Below are 24,656 nucleotides of genomic sequence, written 5' to 3'. Positions count from 1 at the left end.
TCTTTCGCCGACCAACCTCGGGCACACCGCACGACACCGTAGCCCAGTGCTCGGTGTGGACGCCACCCGTGGTTCCGGAAAACTTCACAGCCGTCCCTCACGTCACTTTCGTGCCGAATGCCCTATCACCCCTGCGCCTCCAGGTCCTCCCACGAGGTGTGAACCTGCGGTCGGAAGCCGTAGCCGGTGTCGGGTTCGGGCAGATGCCCTTCGGGGTCGATCACGACGACCTCCACGCCGTCCCGGTGGAGCCGACCGATCATCTCCAGCAACATCCTTCGGCCGACCGGCAGGATGGTACGGACGAGGGACAGGTCGAAGACCAGGCGTTTCGTCTCCACAGGCTCGTCGACCACGGCCGTCACGAGACCCTCGGAACTGGTGAACTGGAGGTCGCCCTGCAACTCGAGGAGGGTGAGAGACTCGTCACCCTCGCCGATGACATGTCTTCTGCGTAACACCGAGTGTGCGACCATCGGCGCGTCCATCAGATGCAAGTTCATGTCGCGGGAGAGACGACCGAAGGCGGCGACCCCCTGGACGCTGGTGCCGTGGTCGTCGAGGCGCGGCGAGTATGCGGCAATACCCAACTGTCCCGGTAGGATTCCTATGATTCCTCCGGACACGCCGCTCTTGGCGGGGATACCGACGGTGGAGAGCCAGTCCCCCGCCGCGTCGTACATCCCACAGGTCGCCATCACCGACAGCACCTGACGCACCACGTCCCGCGAGAAGATCTCCTCGCACGTCACGGGTTGCACACCGCCCGCCGCGAGCGTCGCGGCCATCATCGCGAGATCCTTGGTCGTCACCGTCACCGAACACTGCCGGATGTACCCCTCGACGATCTCGTCCGGATCGTCCTCGAAAACCTCGTACCCCCGAAGGAGATTGGCGATGGCGACATTGCGGTAGGAGTTCTCGAGCTCCGACGACGCGACCTTCTCGTCGATCGTCAGCTCGCGACCGGCCAGGGACGACAGCAGAGAACGGATGTCCTCCACCGAGGCCTCGGGTTGCCGTCCGTCGAGCACCAGGGCGTGTGCGGCGAGCGCACCGGCATTGATCATCGGGTTGAGCGGACGGCCCGTGTTGCGTTCGAGCGAGACCTCGTTGAACGCCTCCCCGGAGGGTTCGACATCGATCACGTCGAGCACGGCGTCGAAGCCTCTCTGTTGCAGCGCAAGACCGTAGACGAAGGGCTTCGAGATCGACTGGATCGTGAACTCGGTGTGGTCGTCGCCCACGGAGTACACCGCACCTTCGGCGGTCACGAGGGTGAGGGCGAACCGGTCCGGGTCGGCCCTCGCCAGTTCCGGGATGTAGTCGGCGAGGGCGCCCGAACTGTCGGCGCATCCTCGGAGCACTTCGGTCAGATAATCCGGCAACGGTGAACGCATGTATTCATCGTGACCGAATCGGACGCTGCCGGGGTGAGGAGTGACGAAGGCGATTGAACCGGCGGATCGCGGGTATGCCATCCCCATGACTGCTCTGTCGTCGGCGCTGTCCGTGCCGTTCCGAGTGGGATCCGCGCTGCGCGGAGCGCGCGTGTTCCACCCGCGCGGTGCGACCTTCGAAGGGGTTGCCGAACTCGAGTCGTCCTGGTGGCCGCGGCAGATTCCCCGCCCTACTCCTGTCGTCGCCCGGGTGTCGCGGGCCATCGGCACACCGGACGGCATGCCGGACGTGCTCGGTCTCGCGGTGCGCTTCGCCACGAAGACCGGCCCGTGGGACGTCCTGCTCGCATCGGCTCATCTGCCGGCCCGGGTGGCGCTGCTGCCGGCCCGTTCGTGGTCGAGTGCCCGCTACAGCACGCTCATGGCCTATCGGACCGACAGCGACCCCGCGCCGCGGTGGATCACCGCCGTTCCGCGCGGACGACAACCGTCCTCGACGACCTCCGTGCAGGCACTCGAGATACCGCTCGAGTTCTCTCTCCTGGTGGGTTCCGCCCGCGGGCCTCTGGAAGCGGCGGGACGTCTGACGCTGACTCGCCACCTACCCGAGAAGGATTCGGAGCAGCCGTCATTCGATCCGACCGTCCACTGCCCCGGATTCGTCGATCCGTGGCCGGGATGGCTCGTCGAGACGCGACGCGACGCCTACCGGGCGAGCCGGGCCGGACGAGGCGCCTTCCTCGCCCGGCCGCAGCACACCGTCAGCTGATCACCGCGTCGATCGTCTTCTTCAGCGCGGACGGCTGCGCCGGTGACCGCGGGGCGCCCTCCTTCATCTCGAGCATGCGGGCACCGATGTCCTGCAACTGCTTACGGCCGAGCGCCTCGCGCACCTTGGGGAACCACTCGTCCTCCTCCTCGTCGATGTGATGCTCGACGTTCTCGATGAGGACCGTCGTCTTCGCGTCGAAACGCTCTGCGTCGGGCTTCATCCCGGCCAGTTCGATGACGAGCACGTCGGCGACGTGGTGCTCCTCGTACGATTCGAGAATGTCGTCCTCGAGATCGGGGAGCAGGGAACGCACCTCGGGGTACATGCACTCGTTCTCGAGATAGGTGTGCACGGTGAGGGCTTCGATGATCTTGTCGACGATCTTGCCCTTCTCCTTCTCCCCCTCGGCCTTCCGGAAGTCGCGGAAGAGTTTCTTGATCTCCTTGTGGTCTTCCTTCAGCAACACGATCGCGTCTGTGGACACGGTTCCTCCTGCGGCGTGAACATTGCCGCCCCCAGCGGGCGTGGCACAGGAATACCCGTCCGCGACACCGTCACACGCGCACACGATCCGCATTCGCGAGGATGGCCGCCCGCAGTGCCGCCTCCGGGCCGTTGAGTACGGAACGACGCGCCATGAGCACGAACTCGATCTCACCCGCACCGGGAAGCAATCGTTGGGGATCGCGCACCGGGACGAGACCGGGTGGTGGAAGCCGCTCGGCGTGCAGCACCACGCCCAGTCCCGCGAGCGCTGCAGCGCGCAGACCGTTGAGACTGTCGGTCGTGCACGCAACGCGGACACCGCGCCCACTGCGCTGGAGGACCTCGAGCGCGATGTCGCGGGTCAGGGCCGGCGACGGATAGGACACCAGCGGTGTCGGCTCGTCCGGATCGAGGACGTAATCGGGGGCGGACAGGAAGACGAGACGCTCGCTGAAGATCATTTCACCGTGGCGGCTGCCCGGTCGACGCTTGCCGAAGACCAGATCGAGCTCGTTGTCGTCGAGACGGCGCTGCAGATCCTCGCTCAGATCCACCGTGAGTTCGAGATCGATGCGGGGATGACTACGCCGGAACTCGGCGAGGATCGACGGCAGCTCGTAGAGCACCAGGTCCTCGGAGACCCCGAAACGCAGCCGGCCGCTGAGCGGCGACTCCGAGAAGTGCCTGCGGGCGGCATCGTGGCGATCGAGGATCTCGCGGGCGAAGGCGACCATGTCGGCGCCGTCCGCCGTGAGCTCGACGTTGTGCGTGTCGCGTACGAACAGGCGGCGCCCGATCTCCTTCTCGAGTCGCGCGACGTGCTGACTGACCGTCGACTGCCGCAGGCCGAGCCGCTGGGCGGCCGCGGTGAAGCCGCGCTCCCGCTCGACGGCCAGGAAGCTCCGTAGGTGCACCGGATCGAACACCACCCCATTTCATCACGAATCGCGATTACAGAAAACGTGGCGACCGTCTTCTGTAATGACATCCGGCTGCCGTACCGTCGATTCGTGCTCTCCAAGATCCCCGTGCTCGGACGGCTCGACCCGTTCCTGCTCGCCATCCTCGCCACCGTCGCCGTCGCTGCTCTGCTGCCCGCCGACGGGGTCGTACTCGACGGCGTGAACTGGGCCGCCAAGATCGCCATCGGGCTGCTGTTCTTCCTGTACGGCGCGCGCTTGTCCACGCAGGAGACCATCGAGGGTCTCGAGCACTGGCGTCTGCACCTGACGATCCTCGCCACGACCTTCGTCGTCTTCCCGCTGCTCGGCCTGGCCGCCAAGGTGCTCGTGCCGTCGATCCTGAGCGACCCGCTCTATCTCGGCGTCCTGTACCTGTGCCTGCTGCCGTCCACGGTGCAGTCCGCCATCGCGCTCGTCTCGGTGGCGCGCGGCAACATCCCCGGCTCGATCGTCTCGGCCAGCGCCTCGAGTCTCATCGGAATCTTCGCGACTCCACTGCTGGTCGCGCTGACGATGTCCACCCAGGGCGTCACCTTCAGCGGGTCGGCCGTGCTCGACATCGTGCTGATGTTGCTCGTGCCGTTCGTCGCAGGTCAGCTCCTGCGGCGCTGGATCGGCGGCTGGGTGAAGGCCCACGGCAAGCCGCTCAAACTCGTCGACCGCGGATCGATCATGCTGGTCGTGTACGTGGCGTTCAGCCGCGGCATGAACGAGGGTATCTGGTCGATGATCTCGGTCGGCCGCCTGCTCGCCCTCGTCGGGGTGTGCGCGGTGCTGCTCGCGATCGTGCTCGCGCTCACCTGGTACTCGTCGCGCGGACTCGGTTTCGAATATCAGGACCGTGTCGCGATCCTCTTCTGCGGCTCCACGAAGTCCCTCGCCACCGGTCTGCCCATGGCGATCGTGCTGTTCCCCGGCCAGCCCATCGGCCTGATCGTGCTGCCGCTCATGCTGTTCCACCAGATGCAGCTCCTGGTGTGCGCGGCCCTCGCCGGACGCCTGGCGAAGAAGGCACCGGATGGGCTCGTAGCCGTATAGGAGAGCGAAACCGAAGCTCCTGTTAGACGAAACCGAGGGTGAAATCCGCTGATTCCGGTAGCGGTGACGTCATCGTGCCGTCACCGTGCAGGGAGAACCCCGATTCGCGAACCTCGGCTCGAAGGAGCACCGACATGGGTCTGCTGTTCCACGATCATCTGCACGACGAGTTCGGAACCTGGCCGCTGGCCTACATCCCCTACGGCGGCGCCGACTTCGGCGAGATCGCCGCAGTGGCCCGGCAGGTGGGCGACGGTGACGACGGGGACTTCTATCGGGCGTGGGTCGAGACCGGGGACCGTCTCGTCGCCGAAGCGGAGTCCTGCGCGACCGCCGGGCACGACGACTCGGCACGCGAGCTGTTCCTGCGGGCGAGCGCCTACTACGCGACCGCGTACCACCCGCTGTACGGATCTCCCGTCGACCCACGTCTGATCGCCGCCTTCGACAAGCAGGTCGCGGCCTTCGATGCCGGGCTGGCGATCGGGGACACACCCGTCAAGGCTGCCAGGATTCCGTTCGAGGACACCACGCTTCCGGGCTACCTGATTCCCGCACCCGGCCACGAGAACAGCGTGCGGCCGCTCATCGTCTTCACCAACGGATACGACGCCACGATCACCGACATGTACTTCGCATCGGCCGTGGCAGCGCTGCGACGCGGCTACCACTGTCTCCTGTTCGACGGACCGGGCCAGGGCGAGATGCTCTACAAGCAGAAGATGCCGATGCGTCCGGACTGGGAAGTGGTCGTGCGCGCGGTGATCGATCATGCGACGGCCTCCCCCATCGTCGACCCCGAACGCATCGTCCTGAGCGGATGGAGTCTCGGTGGGTATCTCGCGCCGCGCGCAGCATCCGGTGAGCATCGTCTGGCCGCGGTGGTCGCCGATCCCGGTCAGTGGAGCGTGGCGGCCGGCACCCGGGCCCTCGGGGCAGCGTTCGGCCTCTCCCCCGAGGTCCTCGACGATCCTCTCTCGATGAGCGCACAGGACGCCGACACGATCATGGCTGCGGTGCAGTCGGATCCGTCGCTGCGCTGGAAGATCGTCGCCCGTGGATTCTGGGTCAACGGAGTCTCGGACATCCGGGAACTGTTCGCGGAGATGAACGCGTACACGCTCGACGAGGTCGGGGAGCGTATCTCGTGCCCGGTCGTGGTGACCGCCGCCGAGAGCGATGCCCTCGCGCGCGGTGCAGGAACGTTCGTCGATCGATTGGGCGACAAGGTGACCCTCATCCCGTTCATCGACGCCGAGGGTGCGGGTGGGCATTGCGAGATGGGCAACCGCACCCTCCTCAACAGGCGGGTTCTCGATCGGCTCGACGAACTCCTGGCCCGCACGCCCTGACGATCAGCGGTCGGGCCGGCCGGTGTACGCCTCCGCGAGATACTGCTGTCCGTACCGGGAGCCGACGACCGCGGCGAGTTCGCCCAGCGCCCGTTTGTTCTCGAACGGCGTTGCGTCCTCACGGGTGTGAAGCATCGAGGTCATCCAGTACGAGAAGTTCTGCGCCTTCCACACGCGCTGCAGCGCCGTGTCGCTGTAGGCGTCGAGCAGGTCGGACGAGCCGGTGGAGAAGAACGAGTCGAGCGCGCGGAAGAGCACCCGGACGTCGGCCAGGGCGAGGTTGAGTCCCTTGGCACCGGTCGGCGGAACGGTATGGCCGGCATCGCCTGCCAGGAAGAGGTTTCCGTGCCGCATCGGTTCGCACACGTACGAGCGGAACGGCAGGACCATCTGTTCGAAGATGGGGCCGCGCTTCAGTTCGAAACCGTCGGGGCCGTCGACACGCCTCTGAAGCTCGTCCCAGATCCGGTCCTCGCTCCACGTCGACGCGTCCTCGGACGGATCGCACTGGAAGTACATCCGCTGCACCGACTCGTTGCGTTGACTGATGAGGGCGAATCCGTGATCAGAACGCGCATAGATCAATTCGGGTGCACTCGGTGGAGCCTCGGTAAGGATCCCGAACCATGCGAAGGGGTACTCGATGAAGTGGTCGGTGCGGACGTCGCCGGGAATCGCCTTGCGGCAGATGCTCTGTGATCCGTCGGCTCCGACGAGGATGCGGCACCGGATCTCGACCGGCCTGCCGTCGGATTCGGCGAACCGGATCTTCGGTGTGTCGGTGGTGATGTCGAGAACCTCTGTGTCGCAGACGCTGTAGCGCACATCGCCACCGTCGCGTTCGCGCGAGGCGGCCAGATCGACGAAGACCTCGTTCTGCGGATACAACCACACCGACTCACCCACGAGGTCCCGGAAATCGATGCGGTGGCTCTCACCTCCGAAGCGCAGATCGATGCCGTCGTGGCGGTGCCCTTCGTTCAGGACACGGGTGTCGACTCCGCTCTCGGTGAGCAGCGACACCGAGCCGTGCTCGAGGATCCCCGCACGGTGGGTGGTCCGGATGGTCTCGTGATCACGCTTCTCGACGACGATGTTGTCGATCCCCGCCTTCGCGAGGAGATGGGAGAGCATGAGACCTGCCGGGCCGCCGCCGACGATGCCGACTTCGGTGGTGACGACCGTGCGGGTTGCGTTCATGTGTTCGTCCTTCGCTGCGCATATCCGATTCGCGTCCCGTCGAGTGTCGTGCGCCTCTCCCACCGCACACGTCGACTTCTCGTTCAATGAGAAAACGACCTGGTCAGTCCGGGGGACGCTCGCCGACTCCGCGCGCGATGCCGCGGGCAGCGGCCATGAGGACGGGCACGACGGCCTGTTGCCGGGACGCACCGGTGGGCACCACCACGCCGAGCGCCGCCAGGGCATGACCCGACCGCGCGAGGACGGGCACCGCGATGCCCGTGGTGCCCTCGTCGAGCACACCGTCGAAGCGCGCATAACCCCGCCGGCGGACCTCCGCGAGCGCGCGACGGAAATCTCTCGTCGTCGCAGCGAAACGCTTCTCCACCTCGGGATGTCGTCGCCGATAGGTTTCCTGCACCTCCGCAGGTGAGAACGCGAGCATCGACATGCCCAGCGACGTGTCGTGGACGGGGAGCCGACGCGCGACCGAGGCCTGGTTGACCACCGAATCGGACGCCGACAGCCGTTCGAGGACGAGGACCTCGTCGTCCTGCAGGACCGCGAGCTGGGTGTGCTGGTGCACCACCGACTGCACGTCCTGCAGAAAGGGCAGCGCCGACTCCCGCAGATCGCGCGCGGGTGCACTGCGCGCGACGAGTTCCCACAGGCGCAGACCGAGCCGTACCCGGCCGTCGTCGTCCCGGGTGAGCAGACCGTGTTGCACCAGCTCGCCGACGAGCCGGTAGGTCGTGGCCTGCGGGATGCCGGACCTGCGGGCGAGACTCCCGACCGTCAGGCGGGGTTGGGTGTCGTCGAACGACTCGAGGATGCGGACGACGCGGTCGAGCATCGAGTCACCGGACGGCGAGTTGGCCATGCCGCCATTGTTCCGTGTCCGATCCGGGCAGCTTCACCATCCGGATCCGTCCGTAGATTCGACATCTGTCAATATAGACGTGTGTCGAATCAAGATCTCGCGGGTGACGACGCCTGCTGCTCTCCGCTCGTGCGCCAACCCCTGACGGGCGATCGCGCCGCCGACCTCGCCCGGATGTTCAAGGCCCTCGGCGATCCGGTGCGTCTGCGGATGCTGTCGCTCGTCGCGAGCCATGCCGGCGGTGAGGCGTGCGTGTGCGACATCTCGGGATCGCTCGATCTGTCCCAACCGACGATCTCGCACCACCTCAGAGTTCTGCGCGAGGCAGCCCTGCTCGAGTGCGAGCGTCGCGGCACCTGGGTGTACTACTGGGTGGTTCCGGTCGCACTACGGCAACTCTCCGATGTACTCGGGATCGAGCCGACCGAGGTACCCGCATGAGTGAGCGAACTGCGGTGGACACTCCCGTGATGGGCAGGATGTCGACACTCGACCGCTTCCTTCCCGTGTGGATCGGCACCGCCATCGTCGTCGGCCTGCTGCTCGGCCGCATGATTCCCGGACTCGGAGAAGCCCTGGGTTTCATCGAGATCGACGGGATCTCGCTGCCGATCGCCCTCGGCTTGCTGATCATGATGTACCCGGTACTGGCGAAGGTGCGCTACGACCGTCTCGACACGGTCACCGGCGACCGCACCCTGTTGATCTCGTCGCTGATCCTCAACTGGATCGTCGGTCCTGCACTGATGTTCGCGCTCGCGTGGCTGATGTTGCCGGATCTGCCCGAATACCGCACCGGTCTGATCATCGTCGGCCTCGCGCGCTGCATCGCGATGGTGATCATCTGGAACGACCTCGCGTGCGGCGACCGGGAAGCCGCAGCCGTGCTGGTCGCGATCAACTCGGTCTTCCAGGTGATCATGTTCGCCGCTCTCGGCTGGTTCTACCTGTCGGTGCTGCCCGGATGGCTCGGCCTCGAGCAGACCGGGCTCGACGTCTCCCCGTGGGAGATCGCGAAATCCGTGCTGATCTTCCTCGGGATCCCGCTCGTCGCCGGTTTTCTCACTCGTCGATTCGGAGAGAAGGCGAAGGGCCGCAGCTGGTACGAGCAGACCTTCCTGCCGCGCATCGGACCGTGGGCGCTGTACGGACTGCTGTTCACCATCGTGGTCCTGTTCGCGCTGCAGGGTGAACAGATCACCTCGCGACCACTCGACGTCGTACGTATCGCCCTGCCCCTGCTGGCGTACTTCGCGATCATGTGGGGGAGCGGGTATCTCTTCGGCGCTGCAGTAGGACTCGGCTACGAACGCACCACCACACTCGCCTTCACCGCCGCGGGCAACAACTTCGAACTCGCCATCGCCGTCGCGATCGGCACGTTCGGGGTCGCGTCCGGACAGGCACTGGCGGGAGTCGTCGGCCCCCTCATCGAAGTGCCGGTCCTCGTCGCACTCGTGTACGTCGCTCTGGCCCTGCGCACACGTTTCGTCGCCCGTGCCGGAGGTGCGTCGTGACCGCCGTTCCGTCCGTGTTGTTCGTGTGCGTGCACAATGCCGGACGGTCCCAGATGGCCGCCGGGTTCCTGAGTCGCCTCGCAGGGGATCGCATCACAGTCCGTTCCGCCGGGTCCGCACCCGCCGAGGAGGTGAACCCTGCTGCGGTCGCGGCGATGGCCGAGGTCGGAATCGACATCTCCGGCGAGAACCCGAAGATCCTCACCGCCGACGCCGTGCAGACCTCCGACGTCGTGATCACGATGGGGTGCGGCGACACCTGCCCGGTATTCCCCGGTACGTCTTACCGGGACTGGGTGCTCGACGACCCGGCCGGACGAGGGCTCGACGCCGTGCGTCCGATCCGTGACGAGATCCGGGCGAAGGTCGAGGCGTTGATCGCCGAACTGACGCCACCGGCATGATCGAGTTCGGTAACCGCATCCACCGGGTACCCACAGGTCTGTCACGCTGGGCGCCCATGTAGGGCACTCGGTGTGGACGCACGTCGTCCCCGACCTGCTCCGGACACCGCGTTGCACGTCATCGCAGGTCCGGTAGCGTTCTGAGACGACTCGTAATCGCGTGTCGGTCGATCGGCTCGGTGCAGCCGAACTGTGGGAGGTTCCCGTGGCTGGTGGTCTCGTCGCCCTTCTGGACGACGTCGCGGTACTTGCGAAGGCAGCCGCGGCATCCATAGACGACATCGGCGCCGCAGCCGGCAGGGCGAGCGTCAAGGCAGCGGGCGTGGTCGTCGACGACACGGCCGTCACCCCCCGCTACGTGCACGGGTTCACCCCCGATCGCGAACTGCCGATCATCCGCAAGATCGCGATCGGGTCGATCCGCAACAAGCTTCTGATCATCCTGCCGGTCGCGATGATCCTGAGTCAGTTCCTCCCGCAGGCCCTGCCGTATCTGCTCATCGCCGGCGGTCTGTTCCTCTGCTACGAGGGCGCCGAGAAGGTCTACGAAGCGCTCACCGGCGGACACCACGAAAAAGAGGCCACCGCAGCGGAGAAGGGCCCCGAGTTCGAGAAGGCCATGATCGGCGGGGCGATCCGCACCGACCTGATCCTGTCCGCCGAGATCATGGTGATCTCGCTGGCCTCGGTCGAGGACGAACCCTTCCTGACTCGCCTGCTCGTCCTCATCGTCGTCGCCGTCCTCATCACCGTCCTGGTGTACGGCGTGGTCGCCCTGATCGTGAAGATGGACGACGTCGGCCTGGCGCTCGCGAAACGGAAGTCCACTTTCGCTCAGCGCGTCGGTCGCGGTCTCGTGAAGGCGATGCCGAAGCTGATGACCGTTCTCACCGTGGTCGGGATCGCCGCCATGCTGTGGGTCGGTGGGCACATCCTGCTCGTCAATGTCGGCGAGGCCGGATTCCATTGGCCTGCCGATCGTCTGCACGACCTCGAGCACTGGTTCGGCGAGCTCGTGCACGGCGGATTCGGCGGCGTGCTGTCGTGGACCGCGGGGACCGTGACATCCGCTCTGGTGGGCCTGATCGTGGGTGCGATCGTCGTGCTGATCATGCACCTGATCCCGCGGCGGAAGAAGGCCGACGCCGCGCACTGACGCCGCCGGATCCCCCGGACGGGTCACTCGGGGGCGTTTCTCCGGACCGCCTGCGCGAACGCCCGCATGAGACCCGGATCCTTGACGCCGCGTTCGGCCTCGATGCCGCTGGAGACGTCGACACCCCACGCCCCGGACGTGGAAAGTGCCCTCTCCACGTTGTCGGGGTTCAGCCCGCCCGCAAGGACCCACCGGCCGGACGGCAAGGCACTGCGGTCCTGCCAGTCCCATGTCTTCCCTGCACCGGCGACTGCGCCGTCGACGAGCAACAGGTCGGCGCCGAAGTCCTCCGACAGCGCCTCGGCTCCTCCGGTGTTGATCGCGCGGATCACCGTGAATCCCGCGTCGTGCAGCACGCGCACGTCGTCGGCCGACCGCAGGTCGTGCACCTGGACGTGATCGAGATTCGCGGCTCGGGCCGTCGTGACGATCTCGTCGAGGGACGCATTCACATAGACGCCGACGGCGAGTGTTCCCGCCGGCACGCGGGTGCGGAGCGTCGCGGCCCGATCCGGGGAGATGCGACGAGGGCTCTTCACGAGAACGAAACCGACCGCGTCGACGCCCAGTTCGACGGCGAGATCGACCGTCGCCTCGTCCTGCAGTCCGCACATCTTGATGAACGTCATCACTACCTTCCTCGCCGCTTCTCCACCTCGAGGATATGTGTGCGACCGTCAGCGGCAGCAGTTCGGATCCAGGACGACCCTGAGCGCCTCGAGGGACTCGGCGCGGGCACGGTGATAGACGTTCATCCCGCGTCGCTCGGATTCGACCATGCCCGCCTTGCGTAGTTGTCCGAGGTGATGACTCACCGTGGATTCCGCCAGATCCACACCGGCGGCAAGATCGCACGTGCACACCGCACCTTCGTCGGCGGTGAGCAGGATCGACACGAGTTTGATGCGCACCGGATCGGCCAGGGCCTTCAACCGCAACGCGACCTCGAGGGCGGCGTCGTCGCGCATCGGCGCAGCCGATACCGGCGCGCAGCAGATCGGGGCGCGGACATCGATCACGGGCAGCGCTTTCGGCATGATTCGAGCCTAACCACCTTCTTGACATATGTCGAAGTACAGGAGCATCCTGTGGGCGGTAATTCGATATATGTCACACAGGTGGAGGCAGTCATGTCACGCATCCAGTTCGCCCTCGACGTCGACGACCTGCCCGAAGCGGTCGCCCTCTACTCGACACTGTTCGGCACCGAACCGGCCAAGCTCGAACCGGGCTACGCCAACTTCGCGATCGCCGATCCGCCGTTGAAGCTGGTGCTGTTCGAGAACCCGGGCAAGGGCGGCACGATCAACCATCTCGGGGTCGAGGTCGACTCGTCCGAGAAGGTGCACACCGAGATCGCCCGATTGACCGAGGCGGGCCTGTTCGCCGACGAGGAGATGGGCACGACCTGTTGCTACGCCACGCAAGACAAGGCGTGGGTGACGGGTCCGGCAGGGGAGAAGTGGGAGGTGTACACCGTCCTGGCGGATTCGGCCACCTTCGGGTCGAGCCCGCAGCATCTCGACGGCACGCAGGAAGCCAGCGGCGGAACATGCTGCACGACCGGTGCCCCGGACGAGCAGCAGGACGACAACTCCACGCCGAAAACCGGCGTAACCTCCTGCTGCTGACCGCCTTTCGCTACGAATATCACGGAACCGGGACGAGATCTGTCGCCTCGCCGCCGGGCGGGGCGACGACTCGTATCAGCCTCGCGCCATGTCCACGAACCGCGACAGGTGCAGCTGGTGGGCAACGGTGATGGTCGCGGTCGGGCCGTTACGGTGCTTGCCGACGATGAGGTCGGCCTCGCCACCACGCGGGTCGTCGCGCTCGAAGGCGTCGGGGCGGTGCAGCAGGATGACCATGTCGGCGTCCTGCTCGAGGCTGTTGTGCACCGCGATGCCGTCGGCGACGAAATTGTGTGTGCCGGGCACCGTTCCGTCGTAGACGTCCTGCTCGCCGAGACTCGTGACGGAGACGATCTCGTCCCAGAACACGTTGTTGGTGGCGACCATGTCGATGTCGGCCGTGTCGAGGACATCGGCGACCCGGGCGAGCCGCGAGCGTGCACCCTCGGTGGTGCGCGGGGTGGCGGACGCGACCGGTCCGATCGGAGCGAGCTGTTCGACGGCGAGCAATTCGCCGAGCTCGGCTTCGATCTCGGGGGTGACGGTGTCGGGGCTGTGCTTGACGAGCTTCGGTCCGAGCTGCGCCAGGACCCACTGCGCCGCGGTTCCGTGCTTGCCCACGTCGTGGAGGAAGACCGCCTGGTTCTCCGCCCCGGTGACAGTGAGGTCCCAGCCCTCGACGGCATCGGTGATCCGCGCGAACACGCCGATGCGCAGGAGCAGGCGCGCGAGGTCGTCGGCCAGACGACGCTCCGCCGACCGGTAGCGGACGACGGCGCGGGCAGCGCCTGCGTCCCATGCGACCTCACCGCTGTCTTCCCAGATGTGGCAGACGAGCTCGGCGACCTGCTCCTTGGGGAGCGAGAACGCGCGGGTGGGGATCAGTCGGCCGGCCACGGCAGTGTCCGCGAGAACGACCACCTCGTCGTCGGATGCGGGTATCACGTCGAGGGGTGCGGGCACCGCACGCGGCACTGCGACACGCTCACCGGCGACCAACTCGCCCAACGGCATCCAGCCGTCGATGGTGAGGAAGGGATGGTTCGCGGTGGCTTCGACACGACGCCCCGAGGTCAGCTCCAACCGGAAGACTTCCTTACGGCCGCTGGGGAAGACCTTCACCATCGGCCGGACGACCATCCGCATGCGTTCGTCGAGCGACCACACGAGGGGCTGTTCACCCGACTCGAGCAGCTCGCCGAGCGTGACTTCGGCGCCGGTGTCGGCGCGCATGATGCGCGTGGACGCCGGCAGGCAGCCCGACTCACGGAGGTCGGAGACCTGCGGCCGCTTGTCGGTGCGCTGCTCGGGACCACGGTTGAGCTGACACACCGCGACGACCGGAACCTCGAGTTCCTTCGCGAGAAGCTTGAGGCTACGCGAGAATTCGGAGACCTCCTGCTGACGCGACTCGACCTTCTTGCCGGACGACATGAGCTGCAGGTAGTCGATGACGATGAGACGGATGTCGTGTTTCTGCTTGAGCCGCCGCGCTTTTGCGCGGATCTCCATCATCGTGAGGTTCGGTGAGTCGTCGATGAACAACGGCGCTTCGCTGATCTCGCTCATGCGGCGGGCGAGACGCGTCCAGTCGTCGTCGGTCATGCGTCCGGATCGCATGTCGCCGAGCTTGATCTTCGCCTCCGCGGACAGCAGACGCATGACGATCTCGGTCTTGCCCATCTCGAGCGAGAAGATGACCGACGCCATGCCGTGCTTGATGGAGCACGACCGCATGAAGTCCATGCTCAGCGTGGAGTTGTGTGTGGGCACCATCGCGCGACCCGCGAGGTACATGTGGTCGCCGTCGACCTCGACGCACCGCACCGGGACCGAGGAAACCGGGCGGACGGCGACGATGCGGCGCTCGCGCGGCATGGTGGCGCGGCATTCCTTGTGCCGCACGGCCTTGCTGGGCAGGACGAAGACGTCGTCGTCGGTGGTGAAGGAGATCTCGGTGCCGTCGAGCACCGGCGCGTAACCGAGGCCCGACAGGAGTTCGGCGACGCCCTGCGCCAGACGCTCGGACGAGCCGACGAACCGGATGGTGCCGTCGTCGTCGATCTCTCCACCGGCGTCGAGCAGACCCGCGAGGAGTTCGCGACGCTGCGGTTCGGATGCCCGCTGGTATTCGGCGGGGATGTGTGCGCCGAGCGCGACGAGGGCGCTCGTGAAACCACCTTCGCCGTCGATACGCATGTGCAGTTCGGGATCGGACGACGGGCCGCCGAGCCACGCACCGAGCGTGAAGGGGGAGACGGGCAGCTCTGTTGCCGGGAACGACAGTGCCTCGGTGTTCGCGACGGTGTGCCCGGCGTCGGCGGTGGCGGCGAGTTCGCCCGTGGTGCGGATCGCGCCGTCGCCGGTGCGCCACTGGTGCTGCTCGTCGGCGACGATCACGGTGCCGTCGGAGAACACGACGTCGAAGCACGGCCGGCCGTGCATGACCTCGGTGGCGGCGAGGACGCGGACGGGGCGGCCGTCGGCGCCGAGGAGTTCGTCGCCCACACCGACCTCGCCCATCGTGGTCCAGCCGGTGGGGGTGGGCAGGAGAGTGTCGAGCGCGAGGGCCTTACCCACACCGGGACGCGCGGCGACGATGATCATCTGGCCGGCGTGCAGCCCGTTGGTGAGCTCGTCGAGTTCGGCGAAGCCGGTGGGCACGCCGAGGGAGATACCGCCGCGGCTGGCGATGGAGTCGATCTCGTCCATCGTGGGCTGCAGGAGTTCTTCGAGCGGCACGAAGTCTTCGGTGGTGCGTCGTTCGGCGACCTCGAAGACCTCCGCCTGCGCGCGGTCGACGATCTCGGCGACGTCCTGGCCGTCGGCGCCGGCGTAGCCGTACTGGACGATGCGCGTGCCCGCCTCGACGAGACGACGCAGGACGGCCTTCTCGGCGACGATCTCGGCGTAGTAGCCGGCATTGGCCGCGGTGGGGACGGTCTGGGTGAGCGTGACGAGATAGGCGGCTCCGCCGAGACGCTTGAGTTCGCCGCGCCGGTCGAGCTCGGCCGACACGGTGACCGGGTCGGCGGGTTCGCCACGGCTGTAGAGATCGAGGATCGCGTCGTACACGGCTTGGTGGGCCGGACGGTAGAAGTCGCCGGGCCTCAGCACTTCGAGGACGTCGGCGATGGCGTCCTTGCTCAGCAGCATGCCACCGAGCACGGACTGCTCGGCCACGAGATCCTGAGGGGGCTGTCGACCGAAGTCTCCACTCGGTTCCTCGGGAGGTCCCGAATATTCGGGATTTCCACGATCGTCAACGACGGCCACTGCAGTGCCTGCCTTCCTCCACATGTCCCCGTCCGGCGCGCTGTGCTCCGGCGGATACCTGCACGCACTCCCGGTGTCGGTACCCGGGGTTTCGTGTCCGGTTCTACTCGCCCCTACCGACATCCTGTGTGTGGAGTCGTGCGCCCGACGTTAGGGATCCGGATGACCCTCCACAACTCGGGTTGTGCACACAGTTGGGGATGAATTGTGGAAAGAGGAGGACAGCCTTGTGTACCGGATGTGCACAACCTGGGGACAACACATCTCACATCTCTCATAACTGCAGGTAGGAGCAGAAAAATGTCTGTTCACACGTGTGGAGAAGAAGAATTTCGGCGTGTCGGAGGGCCGGGCGTGTTCACCCATTCGTTCCCCGAACGACATTCCGAGGAGTCACAACGGTGTGGTTTACCCCCCGGTTTATCCACAGGCTGTGCACAGACGACGAGGAGCCCCACGCCGACCAGGCGCGGGGCTCCTCGAGGGGCCGGAATCAGGCAGCCACGACGTTCAGCGTGAACTTCGCGGTGACATCCGGGTGCAGCTTCACGACGATCTGATGCTTGCCGGTCGCCTTGATGTGGGCCTTGGGCAGCTCGATGATGCGCTTGTCGACAACCGGGCCACCGGCAGCCTTGAGAGCACCGGCGACATCGGCAGCGGTGACCGAGCCGAACAGCTTGCCCGAGTCGCTCGAGGTCTTGACGCTCAGCGAAACGTCCTCGAGGCCCTCGATGGCGGCCTTGAGCTCCTGAGCGTGCTCGAGGCCGCGCACGGCGCGAGCCTCCTGGGCACGGCGGATGCCCTCGACCTGCTTCTGGGCACCACGGGTGGCGACGATCGCCAGGCCGCGGGGCAGCAGGTAGTTGCGGCCGTAGCCGTCCTTGACCTCAACGGTGTCGCCAGGCGCACCGAGGTTGTCCACGTCAGCAGTAAGGATGAGCTTCATCGTGTCCCTCCCTTTCCTCAGCGAGTCGTCGAGACGTAAGGGAGCAGAGCCACCTCACGAGAGTTCTTGACAGCAACAGCGACGTCGCGCTGGTGCTGCACGCAGTTGCCGGTGACGCGGCGAGCGCGGATCTTGCCGCGATCGCTGACGTACTTGCGCAGCAGCGTCGTGTCCTTGTAATCGATCTGCACGTTCTTTTCCTTGCAGAAGGTGCAGACCTTCTTCTTCAAAACCTTCTCGCGCGCGGGCGACTTAGGCATGGTCGTTCTCCGTAATTTTGGATGTTCCGATCGAGGTCGGATCAGAACGGAGGCTCGTCGTCCCCGGAACCACCGAAGGAACCCGACTGCGGGGCGTCGCCCCACGGGTCGTCTCCGCCGACGTTCGTGTTCTGAGCGGGACGGCCACCGCCCGATCCACCGGAGGAACCACCGAAGCCTCCGCCACCGCCACCGCGACCGGCCTTGGTGACCTTGGCCGTGGCGTAACGGAGCGAGGGGCCGATCTCGTCGACCTCGAGCTCCACGACAGTGCGCTTCTCGCCTTCACGCGTCTCGTAGCTGCGCTGCTTGAGCCGGCCCTGCACGATCACACGCGAGCCGCGAGTCAAGCTCTCGGCCACGTTCTCCGCTGCCTCACGCCAGATGTTGCAGCGCAGGAACAGAGCCTCGCCGTCCTTCCATTCGTTGGACTGACGGTCGAACACGCGGGGCGTGGATGCAACGGTGAAGTTCGCAACCGCAGCACCCGCGGGGGTGAAACGCAGTTCGGGGTCGGCGGTCAGATTGCCGACCACGGTGATGACGGTGTCGCCTGCCATGTGGTTCCTCCTGCAGTGTGGGGAGTCCTGATGCGCCAGAGCCTACGGCCCGGCGCCGACAGGCTCACTTGCCGTGGCGCAGAACCTTGGTGCGGAGCACCGACTCGTTCAGGCCGAGCTGGCGATCCAGCTCTGCAACGGCAGCAGGCGTCGCGCTGATGTCGATCACCGCGTAGATGCCTTCGCTGTTCTTGGCGATCTCGTAGGCGAGACGGCGCTTACCCCACACGTCGACCTTGTCGACCTTGCCGCCTTCCTGGCGAATGACGTTGAGGAACGTCTCCAGCGAGGGAGCGACAGTGCGCTCGTCCAGGCTGGGGTCCAGGATGATCATCAATTCGTAATGACGCATAAGACCTCATCACCTCCTATGGACTGTGAACGGTCACGGACGTTCCGTGACAGGAGGGTCGTTGCGTCAGCAACCCATGAAGGGTACACGACGGCCCGGCGACCAGCGAAATCGCCGACCGTCGGGGGCGGGGGATTTGTCCTAGGGTGAGAACATGCGCACGAGCTCCGGGACCGTCTCGCTCGTCGCCGTCCTGACGTGCGCGGTGATGATGTGGTTCGGCTACCTGAACAAGGCCCGGTGCGCCGGCCCCACCTTCGACGCGGAGGGCCGCACGCTGCGGTTCGAGGACATCAAGGACGCCGACGTCTGCTATTCCGACATCCAGCAGTTGTGGATCGGCCGCGGCATCAACCTCCACGTCTTCCCCTTCGTCGACGGGGGCATCACCTCGTCGGGAGCGTTGACCGGGGGCACCGTCGAGTACCCCGTGCTCAGCGGGGTGCTCATGTGGATCGGGGCCATCGGTGCCCACACCGATGCGGAGTTCCTCCTGCAGTCGGCGTTGTTGCTCGCCCCCTTCGGGCTGGTCACCGCGTGGTTGCTCGCCCGGATGGCCGGATGGGCCGCGCTGTTGTGGTCGCTCACGCCGCCGCTCGTGCTCTACGCCTTCCTCAACTGGGACCTGCCGGTCGTGGCGGTCACCGTCACCGCCGCCGCGGTGCTGACGATCGAACGCTGGTCGCTGCGGACTCGCGGAGTGGTCGCGGCAGTGCTGCTGGGCGTGGGCTTCTGTCTCAAGCTCTATCCGGGCATCTTCGTTCTGCCGCTCATGGCCTATGTTCTCACCGGCGGGAGCTCACCCGATCGGAAGCGGGACGTCCCCGGCGCCCTCGCCGTCGCGGGCACGGCGGCAGCGACGGTCGCCGCGATCAACCTGCCCTTCGCGATCCTCGGCTACGAGGGCTGGCGGGCGTCGTTCGCCTTCCAGCAGAACCGGGAAGCGGACGGGACCAGCAACTCCATCTGGTACTGGGGTCTGCGGCCGCTGATGGGCGGCTACCAGGAATACGAGAACACCCCCCAGTACAACGAGTTGGTGGCCCAGTTGTCGCCGACGCTGATCGCGCTGTCGTTCGCGCTCGCCCTGTGGCTCGGATGGCGCCGATACCTCCGCGACGGCGTCTATCCGTGGCTCGGTACCGGGGCCGCGATGCTGTGCGGGTTCATGCTCTTCCACAAAGTGCACTCACCGCAGTACACGCTGTGGCTGCTGCCGATGTTGATTCTGCTGCGCGTGCCATGGGGTCTCGTCGCCGCCTATCTGCTCGCCGATCTCGCCATCGGCATCGGCATCTTCCGATGGTTCGCCGCGACCGCCGGCGAAACGGACATGGCCCTGCCGCTCACGCTCGTCCACATCGGAGTGTGGGGACGCGCGGTCCTGCTGGTCGTGCTGTTCTTCGTCTTCCTGCGCGTCCCGCCCAGAACTCCGTGGCAGCAGACGGAACGGACGGGCTACGCTCGCCGTCCGACGACGACCGGGAGAGCGCAATGAACGACCACTGGATGGAACATCCCGTCCTCGAGGGCCCTCGTATCCGACTCGAGCCCCTCGCCGACGCGCACGTCGAAGATCTGCTGAAGGCCGCCGACGATCCCGACACGATCTTCGCCTGGGCACACCTTGTGATCCGCGACCTCGACGACGCGCGCACATTCGTGCGCGAGGCCGTGGCCGATCCGTCCCGGCTGCCGTACGCGATCGTCGACAGGGCGACCGGCGAGGTGCTGGGGTCGACGTCCTACTACCTCCTCGAACCGGCCCACCGCACACTGGTGATCGGCGCCACCTGGCTGTCGACCCGGGTGCAGCGGACCCACGTGAACAGCGAGTCGAAACTGCTTCTGCTGCAGCGCGCCTTCGACGACCTCGGGGCCGTGCGCGTGACCTGGCACGCCGACGAACGCAACACCCGTTCGCGCGACGCCCTGCGCCGGCTCGGCGCCACCGAGGAGGGCCTGCTCCGCAAGCACCGCAGGCGCCGCGACGGCAGCTGGCGGACCACCGCGCTGTTCTCCCTCACCGACGACGAGTGGCCCGGGGTACGCGCCCGGCTCGAGGAGCGCACGGTGCGATGAGGACGAGGCGCGCGCTCGCAGCCCCCATGGCGATCGCCGTGGGTGCGGTCGCGGTGTGCGCCGCGGTGGCGTGGGCCGACCCGACCACGCCGGGCGGGGTCATTCCGCCGTGCCCCACCTACTCACTGTTCGGAATCCTGTGTCCCGGCTGCGGTTCGTCGCGGATGTTGTATTCGCTCGTCCATCTCGACGTGCCGGCAGCATTGCACTACAACGCCCTCGGTCTCGTCGCGCTGGCCGTGCTCACCGTGGCCTTCGGTCTATGGACGTGGAGCAGGGCGCGGGGCACACCGATGCCGCGGTGGACGCGATACCGGTGGCCCCCGCACCTCGTGCTGATCCTGACGGCGATGTGGTTCGTCGTGCGCAACATCCCGGTCGCGCCGTTCACCGCCCTACGGATCTGACCGTCAGAGGATCGGGCAGTTGACCAGGTAGTCCCAGTCCGTCCCGGGATCCCCGGTCACTCGGACGAGAATCGAGGATGCGCTACCTGCCGGCACATTCACCACTGCCGATCCGGTGCCTTCGTTGATGCTGTCACCGATACGGCCGGTGTCGTAGATCTGGGAACCCCCGTAGAACACCTGGATCCGGTCGGGAACGTCGTAGGTCTCCCATTCGAGCAGGAACGACGTGGGACCGCTGCGACCCAACTCGTGGTAGGTGCCGGTGACACCTTCCCCTCCCGACTGCCGCGACTGGTTGCACTGCTGGGTCGTCGGCAGCGATGATCCGTTGCCCAGGATCGCACTGCCCAGATCGATCGCCCGTCCACCCAGATCCACCACGCTGCCGGGCAGTTCGGACACGCTGCCGGGCAGATCGTTGCTGCCGGCGCTGCCGGTGGGAGCGGCCGAAGCGGCAACGGGCGCACCGAATGCGACCGCCGCCACCGTGACCGCCGTCAGAACCGCGCGCAGACCCGAACTGCGAATACGAGACATGCTTCCTCCGATGATCGATGCGTTGAATCCCCCACCAGGACGTTCCCACACCGCGAGGCCTGTGCGTATCCTGCAATCGGATGAATCTGTCTCGGTCGGAACATCTTCCGGCCATTCCGATTCACGCCGTGTCGCCGCACGGCGGCCGGAAGGGAACACCCGGCAGGTGCCGTTCCCATTCGTCCTCGGTCACCGGAGTGCCGACGGTGGAACACAGTGTCGCCGCGACGGGCTCGGGGTCGAGTTGCCACAGTCGCACGGAACGGTCGGGACCACCTCCGACGAGCGCCGCTCCGTCGTGCGCGAAGGTGGCGTCGTAGAACCGGCTTCCGTAGGCGGTGAGCACCGCGTGGGTGGTGGGGGAGTCCGGTCGGGTGACATCCCAGATCCACGCCGACCCGTCGCCGACGCCGGCCGTGAGACGATCCCCGTAGGGGGAGAAGTGCAGCGAATACACCGCGTCCGCCGGCCCGGTGATCCGCGCCAGTTCGCGTGGGACGGCAGGGTCCGCGACATCTCACAGGTGCACGGACCCGACGGATGTTCCTGCTGCAGCGAGCGATCCGGTCTTCGACAGTGCCGCGGCACCGCTGAACCGATCCTCGACGGGTGGGCTCAGGGACGGAAGTTCCACCGCCGCAACGGGATCGACGATTCCCCACAGCGGCAGAGCATTCGACCGTCCTCCGCGATGCGCGGGGAGCGAGATCGGATTCGAGTTCGGCCGCCGACAGGGGACCGACGACGAGGATCACCCCCTCGGCCACTGCCCGGCGACCGCACGGTACGGAAGGCCGGCTCGCTGGCGCGGGTCGGCAGGTGCTGTCCGGAGAACCATCCGGCGACCGTGCCGTGTAATGCGCCGGACGCGTCGACGACATCTCGGATCGACAGTCCTGCTCGGGTTCGCAGGGCGGTCAGGGCCCGGCCGAACTCGGTCCGGGAGGTGATGGAGGTCGGATCGGCCGCCTCCACGGTTGTTTCCGTCATCTACGGTTCCCTCGGGAAGAATCTGCGTTTCCGCAGTTCAGCGATGTATGACTGTACGGATTTCGTACGGGATCACGCGCGGGCGTAGGTCTTGGCGCCGACGGCGACGAGGATTCGGTGTGGCGCATTCGCACCGGTTCTCCAGACTCTTCGTCAGCCGAGAGGCGGTTCGCCGTGAGCGCTCAGCACCGTTCGTCCTCGTTCCACGAAATGCGTGTCGGCGGCCTCGTGCGGCCTCTGCTCAGCACCCGTGAGAAGGAAGTTCTGCTCACCTGGCTGACAGCGGACTCGAAGACCGAAGCGGCGAGGCGGCTGTCATCTCGCGCCCGTGGATGTGGACTCTGTCCACCCGGTTCAGGCCGCGCGCAGGGAACTCAGCGCCGCGTGCTGCTCGACACCGACCCGTCCCGGCGCCACGGCGAGCGCCACCGCGGTCTGCCACGAGTCGAGGCCCACGATGGTGCGCAGGATGAGGATCTCCTGCTGGAGTCGGGTCAGAGGGAAGGCCCGCGGGCTCGCGAACTCGGCATCGGCCGCGTCGGCGACCAGCGTGTAGGCCAACCGCAGGAAAGGCCGGTCGGCTCCGGACGGCGCGGTGAGCTCGGCGAGAATCGCACGGCAGGCAGCCAGGGCGAGACGATCGGCGTCGGCGATGGTACCTCCGGCGGCTTTCGCACGGGCCCGCAAGTAGGCGATCACGAGCGGATGCAGGTCGCGCAGAAGTCGTGGGATCGCGGTGGCGTCGCCGCTCGCGACCGTCCACGCCAACTCACACGTCGTGAACTGTGAGGCGGTGACATCCGTCCCCGCTCCGAATCCCCGTCCGCCGCTCGCCATTGTCCCCCCTCGTGCTCGTTCCCGAGCCTAGGGGACCGACGAAGTCTCCGACATCCCTCGTTCGGATGATTCTTCTCTTGTGACCCGATGGTGAGCAGGTCGCAACCTGGCGGGCAGCCATCGTGGCGGACGGTCGGGAGCCTGGTCGAGCACACCACCGACGGGATCGTCGACGAAGCCGTACCGCACGGGATCCCGCACCGGACGCCGGATCTGCCACAGCACAACCGCGCACAGTGCCACGACGGCGACGTCGCGCAGGAAGACCGTGGCGGTGAACCACTGCTCCGGCAGCCCCTTCCGATCGGGACCGAGGTAGTAGTACATGCGCGGAACCCACACCAGCGCATCGATCGTCATCCAGGCGACCAGTGCGCGCCGGTGGGGTACGGCCAGCACGGCGAGCGGCACGAGCCACAGCGAATACTGCGGACTCCACACCTTGTTCGTGAGCAGGAAGGCCGCGACGAGAAGGAAACACAGCTGCGCGAGGCGGGGACGGCGCGGCGCGGTGAGCCCGATCCACCCGATCGCGGCGCAGGCCGCGGCGAACAACACGAGCGAGACCCCATTGAAGGTCGAGGCCGACCAGGCCGGCCAGCCCACGAACGAGTGCAGCACGTTGTAGATCGAATCCGGATCCGCTCCGCGATCGGAGTTGAGTCGGAAGAACTCCGCCCACCCGCTCGGGTACAGCACCATGATCGGCAGGTTCACCACTAGCCACGCCGCGGCGGCCGCTCCCGCGGTGCGGGCAAACGACCGCAGGTGGCCGGTCCGCAGGCACAGCACCAGCAGCGGACCGAGCAACAGCAAGGGATACAACTTCGTCGCCGCACCGAGGCCGAGCAGGACGCCGGCGAGAACCGGTCGACGGCGGGCCCACGCCAGCAGACCACCCGCGGCGAAGGCCGTGGCCAGGGCATCGAAGTTCGTGAAGGCGTGCACCACGACCAGTGGTGACGCCGCGACGAGCGCGGCGTCCCAGATCCTGCGGCCCGCCGACATCGCGGTGGCCCACACCGTGACGAGCCAGGCGAGCGCGAGACCGACCGCGACGACGGCGAAGTAGATCGCGACCTGCAGTGCATCGGGGAGCCACGGTGTGGCGTCCCACGCCTTCGCGATGCGCATCGAGCCGTACTGGTAGAGCCCCGCGAGCACCGGATACTCCATGTACCGGGTCTGCACCTGCCCGTCCGGGCCGGGTTCCTCCCACGACGTCCGGTACGGGAAGGCGCCCTCGGCGAGCCGTTCGGCACCGTAGAGCGGAACGATGTCGGAATAACACATCGCCACGTACTGCCGGTTGCCGCTCCAGTCCAGGCCGAGCGCGCCGTCGGGACCGACGGGTCCCTGCTGGACGCAGGCCGCCTTCGTGAACCAGCCGAAGGCGAGGAAGACGACCGCGAGCAGCAACATCGCCCGCAGGGGAGTGAAGAAGCGGGTGCGCCCGAGCACGGCGTGCCGGCCCACCGGACCGCCGATGACGGCGGTCAGGCGCGACACCGTCGGGTCGGTACGCCCGGGGGTGTCGCGCCAGTCCAGGGAACGACGATCCTCGGCCGGTGGTGCAGCGGACACCACCGGCCGGGCGTCGGATCCCCGGTCGTCGCTCACGCG

At 66.8% G+C, this 24,656-nt stretch carries 27 protein-coding genes; 11 read left to right on the top strand and 16 right to left on the bottom strand.

Going from position 1 to position 24,656, the window contains the following annotated elements; genetic code table 11:
• Positions 1-125: 125 nt before the first annotated feature.
• Positions 126-1,400: a glutaminase gene (locus tag M3330_RS12325; RefSeq protein ID WP_024102450.1), complete on the bottom strand. Its 1,275-nt coding sequence runs from the start codon at positions 1,398-1,400 to the stop codon at positions 126-128.
• Positions 1,401-1,485: 85 nt separating this feature from the next.
• Between M3330_RS12325 and M3330_RS12320 the strand changes: the two genes are divergently transcribed.
• Positions 1,486-2,169: a hypothetical protein gene (locus M3330_RS12320; RefSeq protein ID WP_006550784.1), complete on the top strand. Its 684-nt coding sequence runs from the start codon at positions 1,486-1,488 to the stop codon at positions 2,167-2,169.
• Here M3330_RS12320 and M3330_RS12315 read toward each other — a convergent pair.
• Entirely contained in the window at positions 2,162-2,656 is a 495-nt protein-coding gene (locus M3330_RS12315; protein ID WP_006550785.1) for a hemerythrin domain-containing protein, read from the bottom strand. The genes M3330_RS12320 and M3330_RS12315 overlap by 8 nt on opposite strands.
• A gap of 70 nt (positions 2,657-2,726) precedes the next feature.
• A complete protein-coding gene (locus M3330_RS12310) occupies positions 2,727-3,584 on the bottom strand; it encodes a LysR family transcriptional regulator (RefSeq protein WP_033097578.1) in 858 nt (285 codons plus the stop codon).
• 84 nt (positions 3,585-3,668) lie between these two features.
• Here M3330_RS12310 and M3330_RS12305 point away from each other — a divergent pair, with 84 nt between their 5' ends.
• Together M3330_RS12305 and M3330_RS12300 are read left to right on the top strand one after the other, a co-directional pair.
• The gene (locus tag M3330_RS12305) at positions 3,669-4,658 is read left to right on the top strand and encodes a bile acid:sodium symporter family protein (protein ID WP_050993543.1); all 990 of its coding nucleotides are present in this window, start codon (positions 3,669-3,671) and stop codon (positions 4,656-4,658) included.
• Positions 4,659-4,792: 134 nt separating this feature from the next.
• A complete protein-coding gene (locus M3330_RS12300) occupies positions 4,793-6,010 on the top strand; it encodes an alpha/beta fold hydrolase (RefSeq protein WP_255024892.1) in 1,218 nt (405 codons plus the stop codon).
• A gap of 3 nt (positions 6,011-6,013) precedes the next feature.
• Here M3330_RS12300 and M3330_RS12295 read toward each other — a convergent pair whose 3' ends face one another.
• Both M3330_RS12295 and M3330_RS12290 read right to left on the bottom strand, forming a co-directional pair.
• Positions 6,014-7,210: a 4-hydroxybenzoate 3-monooxygenase gene (locus tag M3330_RS12295; protein ID WP_039584387.1), complete on the bottom strand. Its 1,197-nt coding sequence runs from the start codon at positions 7,208-7,210 to the stop codon at positions 6,014-6,016.
• A gap of 103 nt (positions 7,211-7,313) precedes the next feature.
• Positions 7,314-8,072, bottom strand: coding sequence for an IclR family transcriptional regulator (locus M3330_RS12290; protein WP_033098463.1), 759 nt, complete (start codon positions 8,070-8,072; stop codon positions 7,314-7,316).
• 81 nt (positions 8,073-8,153) lie between these two features.
• On the opposite strand from M3330_RS12290, the gene M3330_RS12285 reads away from it, so the two are divergent.
• The 4 genes from M3330_RS12285 to M3330_RS12270 all read left to right on the top strand — a co-directional run bounded on the left by M3330_RS12285 (position 8,154) and on the right by M3330_RS12270 (position 11,149).
• Complete coding sequence (locus tag M3330_RS12285; RefSeq protein WP_255024891.1) at positions 8,154-8,513, top strand: helix-turn-helix transcriptional regulator; 360 nt, start codon at positions 8,154-8,156, stop codon at positions 8,511-8,513.
• Positions 8,510-9,589, top strand: coding sequence for an ACR3 family arsenite efflux transporter (gene arsB / locus M3330_RS12280; protein ID WP_024102459.1), 1,080 nt, complete (start codon positions 8,510-8,512; stop codon positions 9,587-9,589). Before M3330_RS12285 ends, arsB begins: the two co-directional genes overlap by 4 nt.
• Positions 9,586-9,993 (top strand): arsenate reductase ArsC, encoded by a 408-nt coding sequence (locus M3330_RS12275; RefSeq protein WP_019290558.1) that lies wholly within the window; start codon positions 9,586-9,588, stop codon positions 9,991-9,993. Before arsB ends, M3330_RS12275 begins: the two co-directional genes overlap by 4 nt.
• Positions 9,994-10,198: 205 nt before the next feature.
• Positions 10,199-11,149 carry a DUF808 domain-containing protein gene (locus M3330_RS12270; RefSeq protein WP_170318487.1) on the top strand — a complete coding sequence of 317 codons (951 nt, stop codon included), beginning with the start codon at positions 10,199-10,201 and terminating at the stop codon, positions 11,147-11,149.
• 23 nt (positions 11,150-11,172) lie between these two features.
• Here M3330_RS12270 and M3330_RS12265 read toward each other — a convergent pair whose 3' ends face one another.
• On the bottom strand, positions 11,173-11,778 hold the full coding sequence (locus M3330_RS12265; protein WP_006550794.1) for a phosphoribosylanthranilate isomerase: 606 nt from the start codon (positions 11,776-11,778) through the stop codon (positions 11,173-11,175).
• Between the two features lie 48 nt (positions 11,779-11,826).
• Positions 11,827-12,186, bottom strand: coding sequence for an Rv2640c family ArsR-like transcriptional regulator (locus M3330_RS12260; protein ID WP_006550795.1), 360 nt, complete (start codon positions 12,184-12,186; stop codon positions 11,827-11,829).
• Positions 12,187-12,279: 93 nt separating this feature from the next.
• Between M3330_RS12260 and M3330_RS12255 the strand changes: the two genes are divergently transcribed.
• A complete protein-coding gene (locus M3330_RS12255) occupies positions 12,280-12,780 on the top strand; it encodes an ArsI/CadI family heavy metal resistance metalloenzyme (protein WP_255024890.1) in 501 nt (166 codons plus the stop codon).
• A 75-nt stretch (positions 12,781-12,855) separates the two neighbouring features.
• Here M3330_RS12255 and dnaB read toward each other — a convergent pair whose 3' ends face one another.
• The 5 genes from dnaB to rpsF all read right to left on the bottom strand — a co-directional run bounded on the left by dnaB (position 12,856) and on the right by rpsF (position 18,177).
• Positions 12,856-15,936 (bottom strand): replicative DNA helicase, encoded by a 3,081-nt coding sequence (dnaB, locus tag M3330_RS12250; protein ID WP_255028902.1) that lies wholly within the window; start codon positions 15,934-15,936, stop codon positions 12,856-12,858.
• Between the two features lie 613 nt (positions 15,937-16,549).
• Entirely contained in the window at positions 16,550-17,005 is a 456-nt protein-coding gene (gene rplI, locus M3330_RS12245) for a 50S ribosomal protein L9 (protein ID WP_006550799.1), read from the bottom strand.
• Between the two features lie 17 nt (positions 17,006-17,022).
• Complete coding sequence (gene rpsR / locus M3330_RS12240) at positions 17,023-17,265, bottom strand: 30S ribosomal protein S18 (protein ID WP_006550800.1); 243 nt, start codon at positions 17,263-17,265, stop codon at positions 17,023-17,025.
• A 41-nt stretch (positions 17,266-17,306) separates the two neighbouring features.
• Positions 17,307-17,825, bottom strand: a complete 519-nt coding sequence (locus M3330_RS12235; RefSeq protein WP_006550801.1) for a single-stranded DNA-binding protein — start codon at positions 17,823-17,825, stop codon at positions 17,307-17,309.
• A 64-nt stretch (positions 17,826-17,889) separates the two neighbouring features.
• A complete protein-coding gene (rpsF, locus tag M3330_RS12230; RefSeq protein WP_006550802.1) occupies positions 17,890-18,177 on the bottom strand; it encodes a 30S ribosomal protein S6 in 288 nt (95 codons plus the stop codon).
• 154 nt (positions 18,178-18,331) lie between these two features.
• On the opposite strand from rpsF, the gene M3330_RS12225 reads away from it, so the two are divergent.
• From M3330_RS12225 to M3330_RS12215, 3 genes are read left to right on the top strand one after another with little or no spacing between them, the layout of a single operon-like run.
• Positions 18,332-19,675 carry a glycosyltransferase 87 family protein gene (locus tag M3330_RS12225; protein ID WP_255024889.1) on the top strand — a complete coding sequence of 448 codons (1,344 nt, stop codon included), beginning with the start codon at positions 18,332-18,334 and terminating at the stop codon, positions 19,673-19,675.
• Positions 19,672-20,259: a GNAT family N-acetyltransferase gene (locus tag M3330_RS12220; RefSeq protein ID WP_255024888.1), complete on the top strand. Its 588-nt coding sequence runs from the start codon at positions 19,672-19,674 to the stop codon at positions 20,257-20,259. Before M3330_RS12225 ends, M3330_RS12220 begins: the two co-directional genes overlap by 4 nt.
• Positions 20,260-20,285: 26 nt before the next feature.
• A complete protein-coding gene (locus tag M3330_RS12215; protein ID WP_255028901.1) occupies positions 20,286-20,666 on the top strand; it encodes a DUF2752 domain-containing protein in 381 nt (126 codons plus the stop codon).
• A gap of 3 nt (positions 20,667-20,669) precedes the next feature.
• On the opposite strand, the gene M3330_RS12210 is transcribed toward M3330_RS12215, so the two are convergent.
• From M3330_RS12210 to M3330_RS12195, 4 genes are all read right to left on the bottom strand, one after another.
• Entirely contained in the window at positions 20,670-21,206 is a 537-nt protein-coding gene (locus tag M3330_RS12210) for a hypothetical protein (RefSeq protein WP_064256091.1), read from the bottom strand.
• Positions 21,207-21,327: 121 nt separating this feature from the next.
• Entirely contained in the window at positions 21,328-21,663 is a 336-nt protein-coding gene (locus M3330_RS12205; protein ID WP_255024887.1) for a WD40 repeat domain-containing protein, read from the bottom strand.
• An 887-nt stretch (positions 21,664-22,550) separates the two neighbouring features.
• Complete coding sequence (locus M3330_RS12200; RefSeq protein ID WP_247849658.1) at positions 22,551-23,033, bottom strand: RNA polymerase subunit sigma-24; 483 nt, start codon at positions 23,031-23,033, stop codon at positions 22,551-22,553.
• 27 nt (positions 23,034-23,060) lie between these two features.
• Positions 23,061-24,653 (bottom strand): glycosyltransferase family 87 protein, encoded by a 1,593-nt coding sequence (locus tag M3330_RS12195; RefSeq protein ID WP_219129711.1) that lies wholly within the window; start codon positions 24,651-24,653, stop codon positions 23,061-23,063.
• Positions 24,654-24,656: the final 3 nt, after the last annotated feature.

Origin of the sequence: Rhodococcus sp. GA1, from assembly GCF_024321955.1 — a bacterium.
GTDB lineage: Bacteria > Actinomycetota > Actinomycetes > Mycobacteriales > Mycobacteriaceae > Rhodococcus > Rhodococcus pyridinivorans.
Note: the sequence above shows the minus strand (reverse complement) of the source record. Positions and strands in the feature narration are given on the sequence as shown.

What these genes read in the sequence shown, in the direction of transcription:
- M3330_RS12220 (WP_255024888.1), top strand. Translation starts at nt 19,672, where the DNA reads ATGAACGACCACTGGATGGAACATCCCGTCCTCGAGGGCCCTCGTATC.
- M3330_RS12225 (WP_255024889.1), top strand. Translation starts at nt 18,332, where the DNA reads ATGCGCACGAGCTCCGGGACCGTCTCGCTCGTCGCCGTCCTGACGTGC.
- M3330_RS12290 (WP_033098463.1), bottom strand. Translation starts at nt 8,072, where the DNA reads ATGGCCAACTCGCCGTCCGGTGACTCGATGCTCGACCGCGTCGTCCGC.
- M3330_RS12265 (WP_006550794.1), bottom strand. Translation starts at nt 11,778, where the DNA reads ATGACGTTCATCAAGATGTGCGGACTGCAGGACGAGGCGACGGTCGAT.
- M3330_RS12320 (WP_006550784.1), top strand. Translation starts at nt 1,486, where the DNA reads ATGACTGCTCTGTCGTCGGCGCTGTCCGTGCCGTTCCGAGTGGGATCC.
- M3330_RS12200 (WP_247849658.1), bottom strand. Translation starts at nt 23,033, where the DNA reads ATGGCGAGCGGCGGACGGGGATTCGGAGCGGGGACGGATGTCACCGCC.
- rpsR (WP_006550800.1), bottom strand. Translation starts at nt 17,265, where the DNA reads ATGCCTAAGTCGCCCGCGCGCGAGAAGGTTTTGAAGAAGAAGGTCTGC.
- arsB (WP_024102459.1), top strand. Translation starts at nt 8,510, where the DNA reads ATGAGTGAGCGAACTGCGGTGGACACTCCCGTGATGGGCAGGATGTCG.
- M3330_RS12210 (WP_064256091.1), bottom strand. Translation starts at nt 21,206, where the DNA reads ATGTCTCGTATTCGCAGTTCGGGTCTGCGCGCGGTTCTGACGGCGGTC.
- M3330_RS12215 (WP_255028901.1), top strand. Translation starts at nt 20,286, where the DNA reads ATGGCGATCGCCGTGGGTGCGGTCGCGGTGTGCGCCGCGGTGGCGTGG.
- M3330_RS12255 (WP_255024890.1), top strand. Translation starts at nt 12,280, where the DNA reads ATGTCACGCATCCAGTTCGCCCTCGACGTCGACGACCTGCCCGAAGCG.
- M3330_RS12300 (WP_255024892.1), top strand. Translation starts at nt 4,793, where the DNA reads ATGGGTCTGCTGTTCCACGATCATCTGCACGACGAGTTCGGAACCTGG.
- dnaB (WP_255028902.1), bottom strand. Translation starts at nt 15,936, where the DNA reads ATGCTGCTGAGCAAGGACGCCATCGCCGACGTCCTCGAAGTGCTGAGG.
- M3330_RS12295 (WP_039584387.1), bottom strand. Translation starts at nt 7,210, where the DNA reads ATGAACGCAACCCGCACGGTCGTCACCACCGAAGTCGGCATCGTCGGC.
- M3330_RS12325 (WP_024102450.1), bottom strand. Translation starts at nt 1,400, where the DNA reads ATGCGTTCACCGTTGCCGGATTATCTGACCGAAGTGCTCCGAGGATGC.
- rpsF (WP_006550802.1), bottom strand. Translation starts at nt 18,177, where the DNA reads ATGCGTCATTACGAATTGATGATCATCCTGGACCCCAGCCTGGACGAG.
- M3330_RS12260 (WP_006550795.1), bottom strand. Translation starts at nt 12,186, where the DNA reads ATGCCGAAAGCGCTGCCCGTGATCGATGTCCGCGCCCCGATCTGCTGC.
- M3330_RS12235 (WP_006550801.1), bottom strand. Translation starts at nt 17,825, where the DNA reads ATGGCAGGCGACACCGTCATCACCGTGGTCGGCAATCTGACCGCCGAC.
- rplI (WP_006550799.1), bottom strand. Translation starts at nt 17,005, where the DNA reads ATGAAGCTCATCCTTACTGCTGACGTGGACAACCTCGGTGCGCCTGGC.